Source organism: Xenorhabdus sp. PB30.3 (assembly GCF_963895965.1).
In the GTDB taxonomy this organism is placed as follows: domain Bacteria; phylum Pseudomonadota; class Gammaproteobacteria; order Enterobacterales; family Enterobacteriaceae; genus Xenorhabdus; species Xenorhabdus stockiae.
Genome location: NZ_CAWQMW010000176.1, coordinates 1 through 21,156 on the forward strand (window position 1 = coordinate 1; position 21,156 = coordinate 21,156).

Genomic DNA, 21,156 nt, shown 5'->3' on the forward strand with positions numbered 1-21,156 from the left:
TATCTATTTTGTAACGTTACCAAGTAAATAATAAAGTTTAAGTTGGTATTTTTATATCTAATGTAATTTTAGTCATTGTGATATATTGTTAGAGTGAGAAATATCTGTATATGTATTTTTAATGACAAATAATCATTGTTTTTATTTAATTAATTGAATGTGATGTTGTGAGTTTGTTTATTTAAAATTGTAATTTATATAGCCATGACGTGATTTTTCTTGAAATTATTTCTTTATGACATTTGTGTTTTGTATTTTTAAATTTAATTTATAAGGAAAAATCCATGAATATAATTAAGTGGTTTTTAACGCCTTTCTTGTTTTTATTGATGATGGTATCATTTTGTTATGCTTCTGCTGACATTAATAAACTATCGTCACAAGAACACGATAATGTAAAAAAATTTTTGAAAGAGACTCATGAAAATACTAAAGGAGAACTCCATGTTATTAATCTTACAGTTCCTGAAAATGAAAAAGCTTATCTTTCTATTTTGAAGTTGAATGGAATTACAAAAGAAAGTCATCCTGAGTTTTTTAGCGATATTGAAGCTATAAAAGCAAGGCAAAAAAGTGCCTATATGAGTGGGAGGGGTATACAGCTTGCAGAACGTGATGGTAAACCTTCACATTATTTAGGTAAGCCTGTAGTTAAGTATGCAAAGCCCGATCGCACGTATGTTACTGGTGAGGTTTCTCATTCAATTCACTATCCAGATGACAGTGTCCCTGTATTTTTTCAAGATATGCTGATGGTTTATACTGTGGCAGAGGATGGCTCTACTAATGAACTGATCGCTTCAGGCTCCAATCGCCTTGAGAATAAAGGAGTGAGATTTAATACAACGGAAGCCCAAAGTCACACTCCAGAACAACCAAATAACGTGGATCAGTCTCCTATACACGCTAATTCGATACTCCAGTTTAATTTAAATGGAATCCCGTATGGACCTTTTCATACATCAAGCAAAAGTGCAGATATTCCAATGAAAATGGAGAATATTGCTCCTGAACCTAAGGATCCAACTTTAAGACAAGATCATAAATCAACGATTATTATCTGCTTAAATAGGGCCGATCCTGAACCAGAGCAGGGTTTTCCTGAAGAATGTGATTATGGTCCAATGACTCCAGGACTACCTAACTCAGATACGAATATTCAACTAGAAGTAATTGGATCAGTAACATTCGAAAAGCCAATTGTAACTAATAATGGAACACCTGATCAGTCAATGATTGATTTTACTTTAATAGGACTAAATACAGGGGGACAGTGTAAGCTACGTGATATTAGTCAGGAAAAATTTTTGCAACATGTTACGATTGAGGATAATGGTAGAACACTTAAATGGGATTTTTCAAAAGATAAAGGATATGCGGATTTTGGCGATATATGCTGGGATAATAATACTAAATATGCATTAACTATTATGGGAACAATAATGACAGCGGATGAAGGTGATCCTGATAATCAAATACCGATTGAATTTACTTTCAGTTCTGCACCTAATGTTGAGCCTTCAGTTAACAAATTAGAATATAATCCTATTGTCATTCAATATGGTTGTATTATGGAAGGTACTGAAATTGATATGGCTGATGGTTCTAAACGTAAAGTTGAAAATCTGCGTCGAGGTGATATTGTATTAAGTAAAGATGGTAAAGTATTGAGAATAAAAAGTCGTGTCGTAGGCTTTGATAATGACTTCATTGACTTACAATATAAGCATGAAAATAATGAACAAATCGTTACATTGACTCCAACACATCCCGTATTATCACAACGTGGTATTATTCGTGCTGAGGATTTAAAAGCGGGAGACTCTGTGTATACACGTAACGGTGAAGTTACACTTGATTCAGTAAACAAAAAGAACATTGAGTCTAAAAATGTTTATAATTTTGTATTAGAAAATAATAATGATAAAGATGAATTGTTACCAAATGATGCATTATTATATGCAGGAGGTATTTTAGTTGGTGACAATATACTGCAAGGGAAATTATCTGTTAAATAATAATGTATGTAAATAAATGTGTGATAATTAAGTGTTAGCTAATTATAAGGAAAGAAGGTTTAATCCTTCTTTCCTTAGTTTAATAACTTAAAGGATTCTCAAATGGCTATTAATATTAATGAGGTTAATTATAATCCTAAGGGTTTTATTTTGGTTTCCTGGGATAGATTCCATTCTTATAATCTTTCTAGCTTTATTCTACAAATAAGTTCCGTAATTCCATATGATACTTTAACTAATATTATTGTTTCTGATTCAAAATCGGTTTCTTGTCAATTCCCATATTTTATACCGACCAATGATAAGTGTACTATTACAATTTTTGCTTATGATAATAATGGATTGATTTCTGGCTCCACTTCGAAATCTATTCCAATTCATATTTGATAAGTTAATTGAAGGATATTTATTCTATCAATTATCACTCTATCAGGATTTGCCTCATGAAAGAAAAAAATATAAATTTTATTTCTCCATTATCCAGTGATGCTCTAGATATACAATCCACACGGACTATTACAGTTAAAGTTAATGATATAAAAAACAATAATTCGGTGAATTGGTTGTTATTTCCTTTTGATTCAAACTCTAAAAATGTCAGATTTGTTAAAGATTCTACTCCTATAAATAGTCAAGGGATATCAACCAATGAGTTAAAGATAGAAGGGCAGGTAGACTCTAATTTATTGATATCGGTTTATACACAAGATGGCACTACAGACCCTGATCACTATAGCGCCATATACACTATAACAAACTCCCAGATTATATGTAACCTAGATGCTATATTTTGTGCTCCGACTGAATATTACGATGCAGAAAGTGAAGAAAGCACAATTGTTATTACAATTTATGCTATTGATGAGAATTATAAACCGTTACGAAACTATCCGTTAAAATTCAGTAGCCAGACAACTCTCCCTAATTTTATATATCCTAACTCCATGATATATAATCATAGACTTGAAGCTTATTTTTTTAATACGGATGATAATGGTCAATTTGTGCTAAAAATAGCAAATACCACCCTTGGTATTATTACCCTCAATATAGGGCCTGTTAATCGTTCTATTATTGAGGAATATAATGTAGTATTCACTAACATTTCCAATGTTAGTGAATTAGAAAATCTATTGGAACCACCTATTTTATCCAGTGTTGATAACGATGGAGTATTGAATCTTGATGATTTAGAAGGAGATTTAGTTGAGATAATAATTCCTGACATGTTGATCTCTGGGTCGGAAATTGCAATATGGATAAATGGAGATATTGCCTACGTAACTAACCTTAAGAGAACAAACGGTAGGTATTCTTATACTCTAGATAAGAGGTTATTTAAAATAAATTATGAATTTAATTCAATTGGTTATATGATTTGTGATGACTATGGAAATGGTAATGATTCAGAGATATTGAAGTTTAAAGTAACGGGGACAATAAATCGTTATGAACCAGCTTATACAGGATCGCTATTGGTGCCTGAATTAGTTATTTCTGGATTTTCAATAAATTACTCGCATATTGTTGGAGGACTAAAAATAAGAGTTCCTAATTATGATGGAATTACGGTAGGTGATGAAGTAACCATTGATGTTTATTTAAATGCATATTTTTTGGATACCAATTCACCGAAAACAGCACATTTAATTGATATGCATACAGTCTGTGAAAGTGATTTAGATAATGGTTTTATAGTATTATTTCAACAATCTGATTTACGAGGATTTGCTATGAGCAGTAATGGTAATAGAGGTACATTTCAGGTTCAATATACAGTGACTGATAAAGGAAACTCCCAAATACTAGCGTTACCTTTGAACACTGTATATGGAACGAAGTAAAATAATGAAGTGACCATTTTATTGGCTAAAGAAATTAAGTTGATATTTATTTAATCGCCATTGATAAACTACTTATGGACAATTAACATTCAGTGGCGTTTTTTTGCATTCTTTAATATGTTTATTGAGGAATATGAATACTATGGTGAACATGTAAACCAGTAAAATAAAAAAAGAGATTGGCTGGTTTCATTAAAAGATAGTTTTATTCTGGAATTACAAACAAAGCACGAGATTGAACCTCAGCCTTAGTCGACATTTGGTGGGTTTGAGCTGTGTCTCAGTGATATAACAATAGATGAAGTGAACACTTTTTATCACACTTTCAGATCTCGTAATATTTCAATAGCATTAACACCTACCAGGCTGGATTTTGGCTATATTTTTGTTGTGCTCGATCCTGATGGGCACGAATTCGTTTGTGCGCAACAGATACAAATGGAATTGAGAGATTGTGAATTTTTATATTTTCAGCAAGTTGGCTTACTAAGCAAAATATATAGTAACTGATTAGGTGAGTATGAAAATGGTTGCATGAATTAGCATGCAACCATCTGAAAAATAATAAAGCAGAAATATTATTTACAAATATTATTTACTGATAAGTCAGTGTAATCGTCGCTGTTGCATTGGCTTTACCCGGTGTTACCCGTGGTTCAGTCTGAATATAACGGGCTTGCATCGGAAGAGAGAAATGTCTTACCTGATCGCTGGGCTGAAGGACAATGGATTCACCTTGCGATAAGAATCGATTGAGAAAAATAATTTGTAAACCTACGCCTCTTGCTGTGACGTTGTCACTATCTTGATCCAATGCCCAGATATTAGAATAACCATTTTTTGCCGGACGTCCATCCAGTCTCATAATAGCTTTTGCATTTGCATCGCAGTCCAGCTCTAAGTTGAAGTTTTTTGTCTGAGTGGCGCTATGCATACCGCGAAATTCACTTGTCCTGACTTTTCCCATATTAACGAGAGTTGTTTTATGAGTAAGGGAACAGCTTGGGGTTGGTGTAACGATTTCAGTCTCAGCTAAATAAAAAGAATGAATCAGATTACCCCCTAATCTGGCTCTGGTCAGGATCCTGCTCTCGATCTTTCCCGTGCCCGTATTTGGTGCAATTTTGATAAGTTGTACCGTTAGGTAACCCCAAGTACGGCCACAGTAATAGGTGTAATGATGAGACCAGCCGTTAGGGGGATAACAGGTTGTCGGGTAATAGGATATTCTGGGAAACCAATCATGCCCATATGGTTCGTTTGGCCAGTTATTGATGCGGATGCCAATTCCGGGCACACCAGAGTCATAAATTGCATCATAATTATAGTGAATAGGATTAAAATCAGGTGGATCCCAGGATGTTGGAGTCAGACTGTTACAATAGGCGATATAGCCTTTATCATATAATTGATCCAAACGGACTTCTTTAATAGTCGTTCCGATAGGATGATCCTTTGGAACAATTATTTTAGAACCAAAAGAAACCTGTGTTGTGCCACGAGGAACACCCTGAAAAGATTGGCATGTGGAATTCCCATAATCGGCCTGATTGGCAAAACTGTTCATTGTGCCGCCGATACCGACGATAAATATACTCGCCAATAATAATTTTAAGCCCTTAACCATAATTCATTTCCATAATATGTAAAAATATCAAACATATGATCAATAGTTGTTATTCACAGGTGGCATCTAACATGTACAGGCCGGATTCTGGTATTGTTTCTGGGAGCTGATAATTAACCCGGCATTCCTGAGTATCTTTATAACCCCATTTCACCCATATCTGACCAGATTCAGGAATACCACTCATATAGGCCTGCCCATCATTACTGACAATAGTGCTGCTGGGTTCATCTGACTCATTTTGTTGAACTAATGTGGCTGTTGCACCAAATGGAACTTCTTTTCCTTTGTGAGAAAGATTCAGCAAAACGCGATAACCAATGCGAGTCTGGAAATCGGCCAGTGTCAGAGCACCTTGAGTAGGAACAATAGTTTGTGTGCTGATATCGATATCAACATTGTCTCCCATTGAATAGGTATCCAAAGAGATCCGATTTTTGCGATAGCTACTGGCATAAGGAACAATCGCATAACCTCTTTGGTCAGTTGCAATCCCAGTCTGATTCTGGACTTTAATGCCTTTAGCGCCATTGGCTCGGACTAGCACCAATGTATCCCCCAATGATTGAGAGAAAGTAATACCGTAGGGATGTGCGACGATTCCACCATTGAGGCTGTAATTTAACTGCTTGGATTGTCTGTTATAGTTATAACCAACGCCAACCTGACCATAAGCACCTTTATATTCTGTAGTGAGGTTTCCACCAATACCTGTGTTACGGTTATCGTAATTTTGCTGAATACTGTAAGCCAGATTGTTATCTTCCAGCGCTGTTCCACTTAAGCTGACCTGATGAGATGTTTCTCCTTTTTTATTATTAGTCAGGTTATAGCTGGCCCAGCTATTTTTTAGCCAGCGATCAAGAGGGATTTGTAGGCTGAGCGAGATAATCTGATCTTTATGATTCGTTCCCGGCAAACTATTATAGGAGTAATTCAGTGTGTAATTGACAGAATTGTAGCTGTTACTGTAACCGGCACTGATATTCCTTTCATAGCCTTTCTGCGACCAATAATCCTGTTGAAAAGCAGATAAATAAACACCGCCTAAATCACCTAAAGACTGGTTGATATGCATTTGCAGTTTACTGCGTTTGTTGGTGTTGTAGCGATTATTGCTGGTAATATCAAATTCATTAACTTCTTTGAAATCATAGAAATCGTGAGTCGAATAACGATAACCGGCTATCGTTAAACTGGTGCCAGTCAGGGTAAGATCTTTTGCATATTGAAACCGATATGATTGCCCGGAAGCACGAATATCTGAGGTTAATTCTGATTTGGCATGCGTCACATCAAAAGAAAAGGAACCCCAATCGTAGAGGCTGTAACCGGTTCCCAAAGCAATGGACTGGTAATTTTTTGAGAAAATTGTTCCACCGTATAGCGTGACATTATTGGAAAGCCCGTAACTGGCTGTACCTTGTACGAAATAAGGTGTTTTACTGTGTTGAGCAGACGAACGGTATTTTCCGAATGCCAAAGAATGGCGCAGACTCTTTTCCCGCAGCATCACAGGTACAGCCGAAAAAGGTTGCACAGAACGATGTTCTTTTCCATCGGCTTCTTTAACGATAACTTCTAAATCGCCACTGGCAGTTGTTGGGTACAGGTCATTGATGATGAAAGGTCCGGGAGGAACATAGGTTTCGTAGATAATGTAACCATTTTGCTTAATCGTCACCTGAGCATTACTTTGTGCAATTCCCCGTATCGTTGGAGCGAAACCTCTCAGACTATCAGGTAGCATATTATCATCTGAAACCAGTTGCATACCGCGAAACTGAAAACCGTCAAAAATAGGTGAGGGGGTATAACTATCACCCAAAGTCAATTGGCTTTTCAGAGAATGAATATCACGTTGTAAATAAGTATTCAGGCTTCGCCATTTATTGTTCTGGCTACTGTAAGTCGCGTAATTTCGTAAACGCCAGGCATCCCAGTTTGCACCACTTCTGAGATTAAGAAAATTATGACTGTTTGAACCTGATTGACCATCCAGCCAATTTGTAGAACCACTATAACTATAATTAACTTGTAAGGAAGTTAACCCCTGCTGCCATAAATGAGGAGGCACATAATCTCTTACTTTGTTATGCAGAGCAGCTTGAGGAATGCTGATATCCAGACGCTGTTTGTTAAAATCGAAAGAAGATGATGCAGAATCAATATATTGGCTAAGGTCTGTGATTTCGGTCTCTGGTGATAAAGCCGCTAAAGCCGGGAATAAATCGACATTGACTCCCATCTCTTTTAGCTGTTTTAGGGTAATTCTGGGCGATAACTTATTATTCACCAGAACAAACTCAACATTACCGGTATCTACTTTTTCCCTGTTGAGATAAGTATCGACCCAATAGCGTCCCGGCGGCTGTTGGTCGTCCTGCATAAAAATTGACAAATCAATATCTTCGGGAAAGCCGGAAAGTGTTTCCAGTGCATTGATATTGAAATAGTCTTCTCCATAAACCTTATCGGAAAATAAAAGCCATATTGTTGCCAATATACATAAGAGTGCTTTTATTGGTTTGAAAAATAACACCAAATTATCAGAAATATTGTATTGAAGACAATGGCGGCTGTTATCCATAATCATTTTCTAGTCCTGATAGATTGTATGAAAGTTATACTCAAAAAATATGCTTTTCTTCTGGTGTTATTCCGCCAAAATCATTAATGGTTTTCCAGGATACATGATTGATATTTTTAATAGGAATATCCCAGCTCTGCTGACTGAAAGGAGGAAGCATACCGGCTGTCTGGATCTCATGGTTTTTTGAAGCATTCCCAATGCCAAGATAAGCAAAAGAAATATAGTATGGTGTAGGGTTCTCGGCTGTCAGTTTGTTGCCTTCAACCTTGAATTTCAGTGCCTTATAGGCAATGGAAGCGTCTTCTGCCAGTTGAGTGGGACGGTAAAATAACTTAAAGCGTGATCTTACAGTGATTTGTAACTGATTTTCTTCAGATTTTACTGTTGCCGGAATAGATTTAACATTTAGCCAGAATAGAGATTCTCTGTCAGTTGGTAAATTATCACCGGTTTTTACAATACGTAATACTGTCTCATTTCCGGCGGTTAATTTAAAAAGTGGGGGAGTAACAATAAAAGGTGTCTTAGTCTCATCATTCTCTCCCTGAATCCAGGATTGAATAAGATAAGAAATATCTGTTTCCGGATTATTGATAGAAATTGAAGCCTCTTTTCTATCACCGTTATAAACAACACGAGTGCCACCGATAACGACACCGGCAAAAGAAGTATTAATGCTGAAAGTGCAGATGATAATAAAAATCAAAATACGAAAGTATTTCAAAATAGATACTCCGATAATATTATTTATTATGGTTATATATTAATTAATGTAATTGAGTTGTTATTACCATTCACTGGTTATAGTGAATGGTAATAGTTCTTAATTAAATATTTTATTATATATTTTTAGTTATAGTCGATAGTAAAGCTAGCTACTGCATTACCGATGCCTGGAGTAACTTTGGATTTAGTTGCAACATATTTTGCAACAAAATCCAACTCAGTTGAGTTACCTTTAAATTCTTTTAATTTTGAAGATGTTGCAATAGGAATTGGAGTGTTATTGTCATCTTCATAAATGCCGATAGCAACACCGTTAGCTGCTCCTTCCACATTACTTAAAGCCAAAAGATTCTTATTTACTTCATTAGTTGGGCCATCGAACTTAACCTTTGCATGGGTAATTGTTTTCGGGCAATCAACTAATTTGATACTAAAACGCGTTGCTGCAGCAGTTCTATTCACATCGCTTAATGCTTGTGTACTGACTGTTCCCATATTTACAGTTTGATTTTGAGAATTGGAGTCAATTTTGCATGCATCAGCAGTTATTACTCCTTTAAATTGGATTTGTCCATCTTCGGCATGTGCTAAAGGCATAAATACAGAAGAAATGAATAAGGATGAAATAATTAACTTGGTTTTCATTTTTAATATATCCCATCCCTGGTGTATGAATACAACAGGGATATAGCTGATTTAATTAACATTAAAGCCGTACAAATATAATACAGCAAATGAGTAGTCTAAGTTGATATCTGAAAGATGGTACAAGAAGATACCAAAATTCTTTATCCGACAGATATTGCAAAGCATATAGTAGCGATCAATTACCAAAGATCAAAATAATAACTCGACAAAGCACAATATTCGAAACATTACTCTGCTAACTTTCCATAAATAGAATTGTAATTCAGAAAATAGAATATTTTTCAATCGTGAATGTATTTTTATTCTGTCTTATAAGATTAACTATTAATTTCAGGGAATTTCAGAAAATAAATATGAAGATAAAAGTGCTTATTTTTGTGGTTTTATATTTTTCCTATATATTTAACTAAATATTATTTATTTGTGACGCAAGTCGCAAAATCAGCATTAATTCCTGATATTTGACATTAGTCAGTCACTTAAGCTATTTTTTTTCAAAAAAGCAAGACTTCAAGCCAACTCAAGTTAACTGGCTGTTAATAATAACTGGTATGACATGATTTGTATGATGAATACTTTAAAAAAGAGCGTAACAACGAAACTGAATAAATACTTATGAATAGATTATTTTACCTCCAACTAATCACAATATTAGTTACAACATACTTTTTAGAAAAATCTAAAACAACACTCATCAATATCGAGTACAAAAAAGCTCAGCAAGATTAATTTTTTGAAAATTAAGTAGAGGGAAAGAAAGAAGAGAAATTTTGAGGGTTACTGGAGGGGGAGAGAAGTTGTTCTCTCCCTATCTTTAACAAAGGATGCAGCTTAGGAAATATACTGTAAGTATTAGTGCATCAGTAACCATGTAGAAGGAATTGTAGTCAATAATAGAACAGCAATTGCAGATTTCTCTAATTTATTTAGTTTATTACTATCATCCATTTGCTTACGTGCATATAGAAAAACAAGTAATCCTGGAGCATATAAGATGACCGAAAGCAGTAAATGCATCAAGCCAGAGGCATAAAGCAGCCATAAACCATACATGCAGGCACCAGTAGCAATAAATAGTAAGATACGGTTACTACGCTCAAAAGCAACTTTTGCTAAAAATGCACCGACTAAAAAGTAAGGTACGAGCACCATTTCTGATGCGATAGAAAGCAAGGTATTGTAATCACTTCCGCTTAACCAGATTAAAACCAGAGCAACCTGAACAGCACCATTTGTGATCCACAATGAAGATGCTGGTGCTTTTTTGTCATTTTGCTTGCTAAATATTTTAGGAAATGAGTTATGTAAAGAAGCAATGAAAGGTACTTCTGCCGCCATGATTGTCCAGCTCAGGTAAGCACCACAGACAGAAACAATTAAACCCGCAACAATAATGAACTGGCCTGCTGAGCCAATTAATCCTACCATCAGGTTTGCCATAGAAGGATTACGTATTGCCGCCAATTCCGGTCTGGTCACCAGACCCAGGGAGAGCAGGGTAACCAGCACATAAACGCCTAATGCTGAAATCACAGCCAGTAGGGTTGCAATTCCAATATCTTTACGCCTTTTAGCTCTACCTGAAACGACAACCGCACCTTCAACACCAATAAAAACCCATAGGGTTATCAGCATGGTATTTTTGACTTGTTCCCAGACAGGAACTCCCATCTCAATGCCAGTAAAATCAAATGTAAATACATCCATTTTAAACGCCATGATGGCCAGAATAATGAATATCCCTAAAGGTAACAGCTTGGCCATTGTTGCTAATTTATTGACGCCAGCCGCTGTTTGTACGCCTCTGAGTACAAGCCCGTGAACAAACCAAAGTAAAACAGATTCGCCGATCAACGCCTGCCAGGTATTCCCATCGCCCAAAATTATGGAATGTTCGGTGTCAGTAAAAAAGCTTAATGCCGCAAAGACAATGACTAAGTAAGAAACATTAGCAATGATTGCGCAAAACCAATATCCCCATGCAGAACAGAACCCGACTAATTCGCCAAAACCTTCTCTGGCATAGGTAAAAATTCCGCCATCCAAATCAGGACGCAAACGAGATAATAAAAGTAAAGAAATGGCTAAAAAGAGAATGCCTATGCCTGTGATCCCCCAACCTATCATTAAAGCAGCGGGGCTTCCTGCGTTTGCCATATTTTGTGGCAAGCTGAATACACCCGCTCCAACCATTGAACTGAAAACTAATGCGGTTAGAGAAGTGAGGCCTAATTTTTTTTCCAAAGATACGTTCCTAAAAGTCAGATAAAATCAACACGATTAGCCAGAACACTTATTCTGAATATCGAACACATATTGGACATTTATTGCATCCATGCGATGGAATGCAGAAATATTCAGTGGTTAAATCTAAAAACAGGAGGATTTTACGGAGTGAAAGGGCTGTATGCAATGGAAAATTATGCAAAAAAACATAAAATTTATGCATAAAAATCTTCATTTCCTAATGAAATAAACAAAAAATAGTTTTCCGCCGTTTGATATTCATCGGATTGTCAGTCATATCGCAGTGGTAAGGAAATGGTACGGTCAACAGAGACAATTTCTAAGGTGGCAGGAATACTATTTCAGAAGGGAGGTTAATGTTCATATTATAAACATTATTAATAAGATAGAGTTTATTTTACTTTTAATAAACAAGCGATAAACATTTTAGGAAATTGTTTAACTAAAAGTCAGGTAATGAATTTTATAGATATTACAAAAAGTAGGTATATAGATGTGATAGCAACAGTGGAGGAAGAATAAAAGAAGTATACATTGTTAATGCATACTTCTTCGGTGAGTTTGTTATTTAAACAGATCTGCGCTAATGGTAACGTTTCCACCATTAGACTGCCACTCACGGGTAACATGGTAATATTTTGCCCCTTTTTCTGCGGCACGCTTAGCGACCTGATAAGATACTTCAGGCGCAGTTGTGTAATAACCGGAGAAAGTAATGGAGTCAAAAGGTACCATTTGGGCGGCAGAGGCTTTATTCAGTTCTTCTATTTTGGTTCCGTTCGGTAGAGTTACAGTGTAACGCCCACCTTTTGATGACTGGGTTTCAAAAAAACGACCAACGATATTACTGGTTGATGTTGATGAAGCGACACCCGGGATTTCTACTTTTTCAGCAGCTTCTCCGCCTTGTTCTAAAGCCTGACGTCCAGCTTCAGAATCAGCCGGGATCACCGCTTTATTAGACTGAACCTGACGTTTTGGCGCATCCTCTTTATAGACATAAGCAGTGACGACCTGATTACCCCCATTGTTTGGTGCAATATCACGGGCAATAAAGAAGGATGCAGCATTTTTCTTTTTAGCTGCTTTGGCGAGAGCTTCTTTCAGGTCGGGATCAGTCGGGAAATAACCACTCACGGTTACTGTATCGAAAGGTTCCAGAATAATAGCTTCAGTTTTAGGTAGTTCTTTAATTCCTCGATAAATACGATATTGAGTCGTCTTATCTACTTTTTCTGCATCCTTATGATATAGATCAGCAACAACGCGTAGATTACCGCTTCCATTAAAATCATCCAGACTTTGAATATAGAAACTGTCAGCGCCTTTTTTATCAGCCTGACGGGAAACAGCATCGGCTGCTTCATAGATCGCATTAAAACGCCCGGTTACTGTAATTCGTTCAAAGGGTTTAATCTCAGCAGCTTTCTCTGGTGTTAATTCTTTCGCTGCATTTGCCGTGGTAATTGTCGTTAAGGAGAAGATCGCTGTTGCGATGATCGTGGTTTTCAGCTTCATAAAAAATCCTTTCGCCTTGCGCATTAAAATATTTATAACGTGCTGAACATTGTTCTTTATCACATAGCTTGCAATTATTGCATGTAATAATGTTAATTGTCGCAAAAATTTATTCTATCTAAATAACTGCTTACCTATTTTTGGTAGATGTCGCTAATAATTTTAATAAAAATAGCGATTTATATAAAAAGCATCATGGCTTACATTAAGGGTTGTTTTGCTTTCTACAAAAACTATTATCAACAACGCTGTATTTTCAATATGATATTATTTCATTTGTTATCACTTAATGCTTTGTTGATAAATCTCATTGATAGGTTTTACTGATAGTAGTAATAACAACAATCGAATCGTTAAATTGGCTTCAGCAGGTAATAATCAGCAATATTTCATTCTTAGAGAAGGAAACATTATGCATATTGGTGTACCAAAAGAACGATACCCCAATGAGGCTCGGGTTGCTGCTACGCCGTCAACTGTAGAGCAATTACTGAAATTGGGATTTAATGTAGTCGTTGAGTCAGGAGCAGGGCATCTCGCCAGTTTCGATGACAATGCTTATCAAAAAGCAGGGGCTGTGATTGCAGAAAATAATGAAGTCTGGCAATCAGATATTATTTTTAAAATCAACGCGCCGGAAGAGAGCGAAATTTCCTTAATGAAGGAAGGCGTTACGCTGCTCAGTTTTATCTGGCCAGCACAGAACCCTCAATTAATGGATAAGTTATCAGAGCGCAATATTACCGTTCTGGCAATGGATTCAGTTCCGAGAATTTCCCGCGCTCAGTCACTGGATGCTTTGAGCTCAATGGCAAATATTGCTGGTTATCGCGCCATTGTTGAAGCCGCTCATGAGTTTGGCCGTTTTTTCACTGGGCAAATTACAGCTGCCGGTAAAGTAGCCCCCGCTAAAGTTATGATTATTGGTGCTGGTGTAGCGGGCCTTGCAGCCATTGGAGCAGCAGGTAGTCTTGGTGCTGTGGTTCGTGCTTTCGATACTCGTCCTGAGGTTAAGGAACAAGTACAAAGCATGGGGGCTGAATTTCTTGAATTAAACTTTAAAGAAGAAGCCGGTAGTGGAGACGGTTATGCAAAAGTAATGTCAGAAGCCTTTATCAAGGCGGAGATGGAACTTTTTTCTGCTCAGGCAAAAGAAGTGGATATTATCGTTACAACAGCGTTAATTCCGGGTAAGCCAGCACCAAAACTGATTACCAGAGAAATGGTTGAATCGATGAAACCGGGCAGTGTCATTGTCGATCTGGCTGCACAAAATGGCGGAAACTGTGAACTGACAGAAGCCGACAAACTTGTTGTGACAGATAATGGCGTCAAGATCATTGGTTATACTGATTTACCCAGCCGTTTACCTACTCAGTCATCACAACTGTACAGTACCAATCTCGTTAATCTGATGAAATTGCTGTGCAAAGAGAAAAATGGTGAGATTGCTATTGACTTCGACGATGTCGTTATCCGTGGCGTTACCGTTATTAAAGAAGGCGAGATCACATGGCCAGCGCCACCAATTCAGGTCTCAGTGCAACCACCCAAACCTGAACCCGTCAGGAAAGAAGATAAACCTGTTGAAAAGCCTAAATCTCCGTGGCTGAAATATGGATTACTGGCGCTGGGAATTATTCTTTTTGGCTGGCTGGCAAATGTTGCGCCAAAAGAGTTTTTATCCCATTTTACCGTATTTGCTCTATCTTGCGTGGTTGGATACTACGTTGTCTGGAATGTCAGTCATTCATTACATACTCCACTTATGTCAGTTACCAATGCTATCTCTGGGATCATCGTTGTCGGAGCCGTGTTGCAAATAGGTGAAGGTGGCTGGGTCAGTTTCTTTTCTTTTATTGCAGTGCTGATTGCCAGTATCAATATCTTTGGTGGCTTCACTGTTACGCAACGTATGCTGAAAATGTTTCGGAAAGGATAAGGGGTAACTTATGTCGAACGGAGTAGTCACTGCGGCATACATTGTTGCTGCTATCTTATTTATTTTCAGTCTCGCCGGTCTTTCACGTCATGAAAGTTCGAGACGAGGCAATCTCTTTGGCATTATCGGAATGGCGATCGCCCTGATAGCGACTATCTTGGGGCCTGATACAGGGAAAGTGGGCTGGCTTATTCTGGCGATGATTATTGGTGCAGTTATTGGTATTCGTCTCGCTAAGAAAGTAGAGATGACGGAAATGCCCGAATTAGTTGCCATCTTACATAGTTTTGTTGGTCTGGCGGCTGTTCTGGTCGGTTTTAACAGTTTTATTGCTCATGATATTTTTGCTGATGCCATTATGGAAAACATTCATCTGACAGAAGTTTTCCTTGGGATCTTTATTGGAGCAATAACCTTCACTGGTTCAGTTGTGGCATTTGGTAAATTACGCGGAAAAATTTCCTCAAAGCCATTAATGCTGCCTCATCGGCATAAACTTAATCTGGCCGCTTTAATTGTCTCTTTTGTACTAATGGTTATCTTTATTAAAACGGAGAGTGGAGGTTTACAGGTTTTTGTCATGCTAGCCATGACTGCGATTGCTTTAGCATTTGGCTGGCATCTGGTGGCATCCATTGGTGGCGCGGATATGCCGGTTGTGATTTCCATGCTGAACTCATATTCAGGCTGGGCCGCCGCCGCCGCTGGTTTCATGCTGAGTAATGACCTGTTGATAGTAACAGGTGCTTTAGTCGGTTCATCAGGGGCAATCCTTTCTTATATTATGTGTAAAGCGATGAACCGTTCCTTTATCAGCGTTATCGCTGGGGGTTTTGGTAGTGATGGCGTCTCAACGGGCGATGATCAGGAAATGGGCGAATATCGTGAAACAACCGCAGAAGAGGTCGCTGAGCTATTGAGGAATTCCACTTCAGTCATTATTACCCCGGGATATGGTATGGCTGTTGCTCAGGCACAATATCCGGTACATGACATCACAGCAAAATTGAGAGAAAAAGGAATCAATGTTCGTTTTGGTATTCATCCAGTGGCGGGGCGTTTGCCGGGTCATATGAATGTATTACTGGCAGAAGCCAAAGTACCTTATGATATCGTTTTAGAAATGGACGAAATCAATGATGATTTTGCTGAAACAGATACCGTTCTGGTTATTGGGGCCAATGACACAGTTAATCCGGCTGCACAGGAAGATCCAAACAGCCCGATTGCGGGAATGCCTGTATTGGAAGTCTGGAAAGCGCAAAATGCGATTGTTTTCAAGCGCTCGATGAATACCGGCTATGCCGGCGTACAAAATCCACTGTTCTTTAAAGAGAATACACAAATGTTATTTGGTGACGCAAAAGCAAGTGTTGATGCAATATTACGCGCACTATAAACATAAATACCCATAAATTAAAAAAAGAGCCTTGAATGATCATTCAAGGTTTTTTTTTAATTCTTAAAATGACTCTCTAATTATACTCTGACTTTTAATTGATCATGTGAAGGTGAGATCCTTTTCTATTTAGGAGGTGTGATTTAATTATATCTTGTAGTGAAAATTTTCCGTTTCTAATCGGGAATACTAAAAATGGTTATAGGTGAACTATGAAAACTGCAATTGAAATCGTCAATGAAGCTTTAGAAAATGGTATTAAGCTGTTTGTTGTGAATGGTAAATTACAATATGAAACCAGCTGTGACAGTATTTCATCAGAATTATTGAGCGAGTGGAAAAATAACAAGAAACAATTGATTGATTTACTGTCCGGACTTTATTCAAATGGAAAAAAATCACCAGAAATTACCCTTCCTGATAATTATAATTCACCTATAAATCAATTAATTAAACCTACCTCCTTACATCCGATTTCATTGGGTAATCCACGTTCAGAAAAACAACAATTCGAAAAAAATACATATCACCAACATGTTTCAAATAATCTTACATATAAAATAAAAAAATTATGCACTCGGCATGAAGTCACTTTGTTTACATTTTTGGAAACTACTTTTGCAGTATTACTCAGTCATTACAGTAATGAAAAAGACATTCTTATTGGAACACTTACCACAAGAAAAAAGCGTTATGATATTGATTCTTTAATTGGTTATTTCGTTAATTCAATGATTATCAGGACAGATTTATCTACTAATCCTACCTTCAGTGAATTGTTAAAACAAAATAACCATACTATTTTGGATGCATATGCTCATCAGGATATTAATTACCACTCAGCTTTTCAAATTGCTTTCACGTCAGTCAATACTCATCAACAAAACCTCACACAGGAACAGAGTCATCACATTAAGAGCGGAAAGTATCTTCAACTGAAAACCCGGCTTGATTTAGACATTCAGGTTTATGAAAAAGATAAGAAAGAACTCTCTCTTTTATGGAGTTATGACACTGATTTATTTGAAAATGTCACAATCAGAAGATTAATCGCCAATTACGAAACTCTACTTACTAATATCGTTAACGTATTGATAAAACATGATAATGCTAGCCTGACAAATCAGGAACCGTCTGTTTTTAATATTCCATTTTTATCGGATGCGGAAAAACACACTTTGCTGCATGAATGGAATGGGCCACAGAAGCATTATCAAGCAAAGTGCTGTTTCCACCAATTGTTTGAAGAACAAGCTGCCAGAACGCCTGAAAGTACCGCACTGATTTTTGGTAAGAATTCTCTCAGTTACCGGGCTGTCAATGAACAAGCCAACCAACTGGCGCACTATTTGACCGAGCTGGGTATTAAACCCGATACATTGGTTGCGCTTTGTGTATCAAGATCATTGCAGGGGATAGTTGCACTGTTAGGTATTCTTAAAGCGGGCGGGGCGTATGTACCGTTAGATCCCGCTTATCCGCAAGCCCGCCTTCAGTACATGTTGGAACATAGCAAAGTTGCATTCATCCTGACGGAAACCCATCTGGTAGAAAAATTACCTGTCAGCCAGCAAAAAGTGATTTATCTGGATAGGCAGGACATACAAGGACATCTGCAAAACCAATCAACCGAAAATATCACCGAGTACACAACCCCTTTGACAAAAGATCATCTGGCCTATGTGATTTATACTTCAGGCTCTACCGGCAAGCCGAAAGGGGTGATGGTAAAACATAAAGGCTGGGTGAATCTGGCACTCTCGCAGGCGGCCTTATTTGGGATTGATGCAAACAGTCGGGTATTGCAGTTTGCTTCCTGTAGTTTTGTTGCGATGACCACAGAAATGGCGATGGCTTTTTCTTGTGGCGCAGCGTTGTGTTTGCTCTCAGAAACACAGCAGTGTAACCCTGAATTGTTGGATGAGGAGGCTGAAAGATATCAGATTACCCACGCGATGTTACCACAGGCGCTATTACCTCATTTGAATTTCAATAAATGGAAGTCTGCCACCAATTTGCTATTGGGGGGAGAAGCTGTTCCTCCACAAATTGCTATCCGCTGGAAACCGGGTAGAAAACTGTTTAATGCGTATGGAGCTACAGAAACTTCCTCCATGATAACCGCAGGATTATTGCACGATGACAAAGTGACGATTGGAAAGCCATTACCTAACGTAATTGCCCGTATTCTTGATCCAGAAGGTAATCTGCTGCCAATTAGTGCTATTGGGGAACTACATATCGGCGGCGTTCAACTAGCAAGAGGTTACCGGAATTCACCGGAAATGACAGAAAAGCAATTTATCCGCGATCCATTCAGTTCATCATGTGCAAATTCGGATACAGAAAATAGACTTTATCGGACAGGTGATTTAGTCCGTTGGACATCAGACGGGCAATTGGAGTTTATCGGGCGTATTGATTCACTGGTGAAAATTCGTGGTTATCGCATCGAATTAGGTGAAATTGAAAATATATTAAGTAGACATGACGCCTTAAGCAGTGCTGCTGTCATCGCTTACGGTGCGGACAATGAAGATAAGAGGCTGATTGCATACGTTTGTCCAAATAGTAAATGGATTGCTGAAAGAGGTACTGAATTTGATGCGGTTGGTAGTGAACTTTCAGGGTTACTTGAATCTTTTCTGAGCCAGCATCTGCCTGATTATATGGTTCCCCACATTTATATCCTGCTGGAGCAAATGCCACTCACGCCAAATAACAAAGTAGATAAAAAATCTCTGCCAGAGCCAGATAACCGTACATTGCGCCAGAAAAATTATGTTGCACCAAGAAATGAAGTTGAAAGGGAACTATGCTTATTATGGCAAAACCAATTTGAAATTAATCAGATAGGTATTTATGATAATTTTTTTGCGCTGGGAGGGCACTCACTTTTAGCGACTAAGATTATTGCATCTATTAAAAGTAAGCTGAATAGTCATTTCAGTCTGTATCAATTATTTACAAATCCAACCGTCGCGCAGGTTGCTGATGTGATTAAAAAGACTGAAAAGCCTGAAAAGCCTGAAATACCTGTTTCTGAATCGATACAAAAATTTCCAGATGGAAAAATACCGCTCTCTTATGGCCAAAAAATGCTTTTCCCTTTAAGGCAGGTAGGAAGATTAGAAACGTGTTTTCATATTCCTATTGTTTTAATTATCAATGGAGTACCTGATCACTATGCTCTGGAAAAATGTCTGAATATACTTGTAAAACGGCATGAGATTTTGCAATTAAAATTTTATCAGGAAAATGAACAAATATTCGTAAAACCGGATAACGATATGACGGTTAATTTACAGGTTGTCAAATTGCAACCAGATGGAATAGAAAAAGAACAGATACTCAAGGAAATTAGCCGTTTTTGGCAAGAAGAACATAAATTACCTTTTGATATTTTTAATAAACCATTAATTAGAGCATTCTTATTACCTATTTCAGAAAAAAATACAGGTCTACTATTTGATATTAACCATATGATTTTTGATGGATGGTCAATAAATGTTTTTGTGAAAGAACTTTTTCAATTATATACAGCTTATTTACAGGGAGGAAAAACCACACTTCCACCTGCTGGAACTCAATATTCAGATTATATCTATGATTTACAAAGACGTAATAAATCAGCTGAGTATCAAAGACAACTTGATTTCTGGAATCAGCAATTTTCGAGTATTAGCGAGAAACATGGTTTTTTCCCTGACTTTAGTCATAATGCAACCTCAAAAGGCCTTTTTAACATTCGCTATATCAATATTACCGATTCTGTCACTCAAGCAGTATCAAAGTATTGTGAGTTGAACAATACCACACCTTATATGTTATTTATGGCTCTGTTCCATGCATGTATATTTATGCATTCAGGCGTATCACAAACGGTGACAACTTCACCGATATTTGATCGTACCACTCATGAAAGCCAGCAAGCTATAGGCTTATTTTTAAATGGGCTGTTAGTGAAGTCCTCTATCAATAAAGAGATGAGCTTAGATGATATTATTCAGCAGGTCAGGCAATTTGTTTACGAGGCAATGAAAAACTCAGATGTTCATGTGACCTTACTCATTGATTTAATTGGTGAAAAAATGAGAGATGCACTGTTTAATGTTGTATTTAATTACATGAACATAGATGATCATGATGACAAATTATTCACTAATCTAGGCATAGAACCCGTACAATTTACCCCAACGCCTTTCAAGTCACTTGGAATGATTTTTTTCAAAAAATCTCAAAATACCGTATGTGAATTTACCTATAATACGGAATTATACTCCGAAAAAACGATTGATAGCTTACTTAGATATTATGAAAAGTTCATGAATGTTATTGTGTCAGGCCGGGAGAAAGAGCAAATCAGTAATTTTTATCACTAAAATATTAAGATGAAAATTCAGATTAATATTAGAGTGAATATATAAAAACCCTCATGGATGAGGTTTGTTTTCCATTTTTAATTATCAAATTTGACATAGGTCTGTCTCTTATACCACATCTGACGCTGCCGACGAACTCTAGGGTGTAGATCTCGGTGGTCGCCGTATCATTAAAAAAAAAAGGGGGGGGGGGGGGGGGGGGGGGGGGGGGG

The 21,156-nt window shown here is 37.3% G+C and carries 12 protein-coding genes; 6 read left to right on the top strand and 6 right to left on the bottom strand.

Annotated elements, in window-relative coordinates:
- Nucleotides 1-284: 284 nt before the first annotated feature.
- From AACX38_RS18120 to AACX38_RS18130, 3 genes are all read left to right on the top strand, one after another.
- Complete coding sequence (locus AACX38_RS18120) at nucleotides 285-2,018, top strand: Hint domain-containing protein (RefSeq protein WP_228865133.1); 1,734 nt, start codon at nucleotides 285-287, stop codon at nucleotides 2,016-2,018.
- A 102-nt stretch (nucleotides 2,019-2,120) separates the two neighbouring features.
- Nucleotides 2,121-2,405 (top strand): hypothetical protein, encoded by a 285-nt coding sequence (locus tag AACX38_RS18125; protein WP_228865134.1) that lies wholly within the window; start codon nucleotides 2,121-2,123, stop codon nucleotides 2,403-2,405.
- A gap of 56 nt (nucleotides 2,406-2,461) precedes the next feature.
- On the top strand, nucleotides 2,462-3,862 hold the full coding sequence (locus AACX38_RS18130; RefSeq protein ID WP_228865135.1) for a hypothetical protein: 1,401 nt from the start codon (nucleotides 2,462-2,464) through the stop codon (nucleotides 3,860-3,862).
- 595 nt (nucleotides 3,863-4,457) lie between these two features.
- On the opposite strand, the gene AACX38_RS18135 is transcribed toward AACX38_RS18130, so the two are convergent.
- The 6 genes from AACX38_RS18135 to ydgH form a co-directional block, all read right to left on the bottom strand.
- Nucleotides 4,458-5,489: a fimbrial protein gene (locus AACX38_RS18135; RefSeq protein ID WP_228865136.1), complete on the bottom strand. Its 1,032-nt coding sequence runs from the start codon at nucleotides 5,487-5,489 to the stop codon at nucleotides 4,458-4,460.
- A gap of 49 nt (nucleotides 5,490-5,538) precedes the next feature.
- A complete protein-coding gene (locus tag AACX38_RS18140) occupies nucleotides 5,539-8,085 on the bottom strand; it encodes a fimbria/pilus outer membrane usher protein (protein WP_228865137.1) in 2,547 nt (848 codons plus the stop codon).
- Nucleotides 8,086-8,119: 34 nt separating this feature from the next.
- Nucleotides 8,120-8,806 carry a fimbrial biogenesis chaperone gene (locus AACX38_RS18145; protein WP_228865138.1) on the bottom strand — a complete coding sequence of 229 codons (687 nt, stop codon included), beginning with the start codon at nucleotides 8,804-8,806 and terminating at the stop codon, nucleotides 8,120-8,122.
- A 125-nt stretch (nucleotides 8,807-8,931) separates the two neighbouring features.
- Nucleotides 8,932-9,453 (bottom strand): fimbrial protein, encoded by a 522-nt coding sequence (locus tag AACX38_RS18150; protein WP_099122175.1) that lies wholly within the window; start codon nucleotides 9,451-9,453, stop codon nucleotides 8,932-8,934.
- A gap of 855 nt (nucleotides 9,454-10,308) precedes the next feature.
- Nucleotides 10,309-11,700, bottom strand: coding sequence for a basic amino acid/polyamine antiporter (locus tag AACX38_RS18155; RefSeq protein ID WP_099122174.1), 1,392 nt, complete (start codon nucleotides 11,698-11,700; stop codon nucleotides 10,309-10,311).
- 567 nt (nucleotides 11,701-12,267) lie between these two features.
- Nucleotides 12,268-13,221, bottom strand: a complete 954-nt coding sequence (gene ydgH, locus AACX38_RS18160; RefSeq protein ID WP_099122173.1) for a DUF1471 family protein YdgH — start codon at nucleotides 13,219-13,221, stop codon at nucleotides 12,268-12,270.
- Nucleotides 13,222-13,633: 412 nt separating this feature from the next.
- Here ydgH and pntA point away from each other — a divergent pair, with 412 nt between their 5' ends.
- The 3 genes from pntA (at nucleotide 13,634) to AACX38_RS18175 (ending at nucleotide 20,944) form a co-directional block, all read left to right on the top strand.
- Nucleotides 13,634-15,163 (top strand): Re/Si-specific NAD(P)(+) transhydrogenase subunit alpha, encoded by a 1,530-nt coding sequence (pntA, locus tag AACX38_RS18165; protein ID WP_228865139.1) that lies wholly within the window; start codon nucleotides 13,634-13,636, stop codon nucleotides 15,161-15,163.
- Nucleotides 15,164-15,173: 10 nt separating this feature from the next.
- Nucleotides 15,174-16,562 (top strand): Re/Si-specific NAD(P)(+) transhydrogenase subunit beta, encoded by a 1,389-nt coding sequence (gene pntB, locus AACX38_RS18170; RefSeq protein ID WP_228865140.1) that lies wholly within the window; start codon nucleotides 15,174-15,176, stop codon nucleotides 16,560-16,562.
- Nucleotides 16,563-16,774: 212 nt separating this feature from the next.
- Nucleotides 16,775-20,944 carry a non-ribosomal peptide synthetase gene (locus tag AACX38_RS18175; RefSeq protein ID WP_228865141.1) on the top strand — a complete coding sequence of 1,390 codons (4,170 nt, stop codon included), beginning with the start codon at nucleotides 16,775-16,777 and terminating at the stop codon, nucleotides 20,942-20,944.
- Nucleotides 20,945-21,156 lie beyond the last annotated feature (212 nt).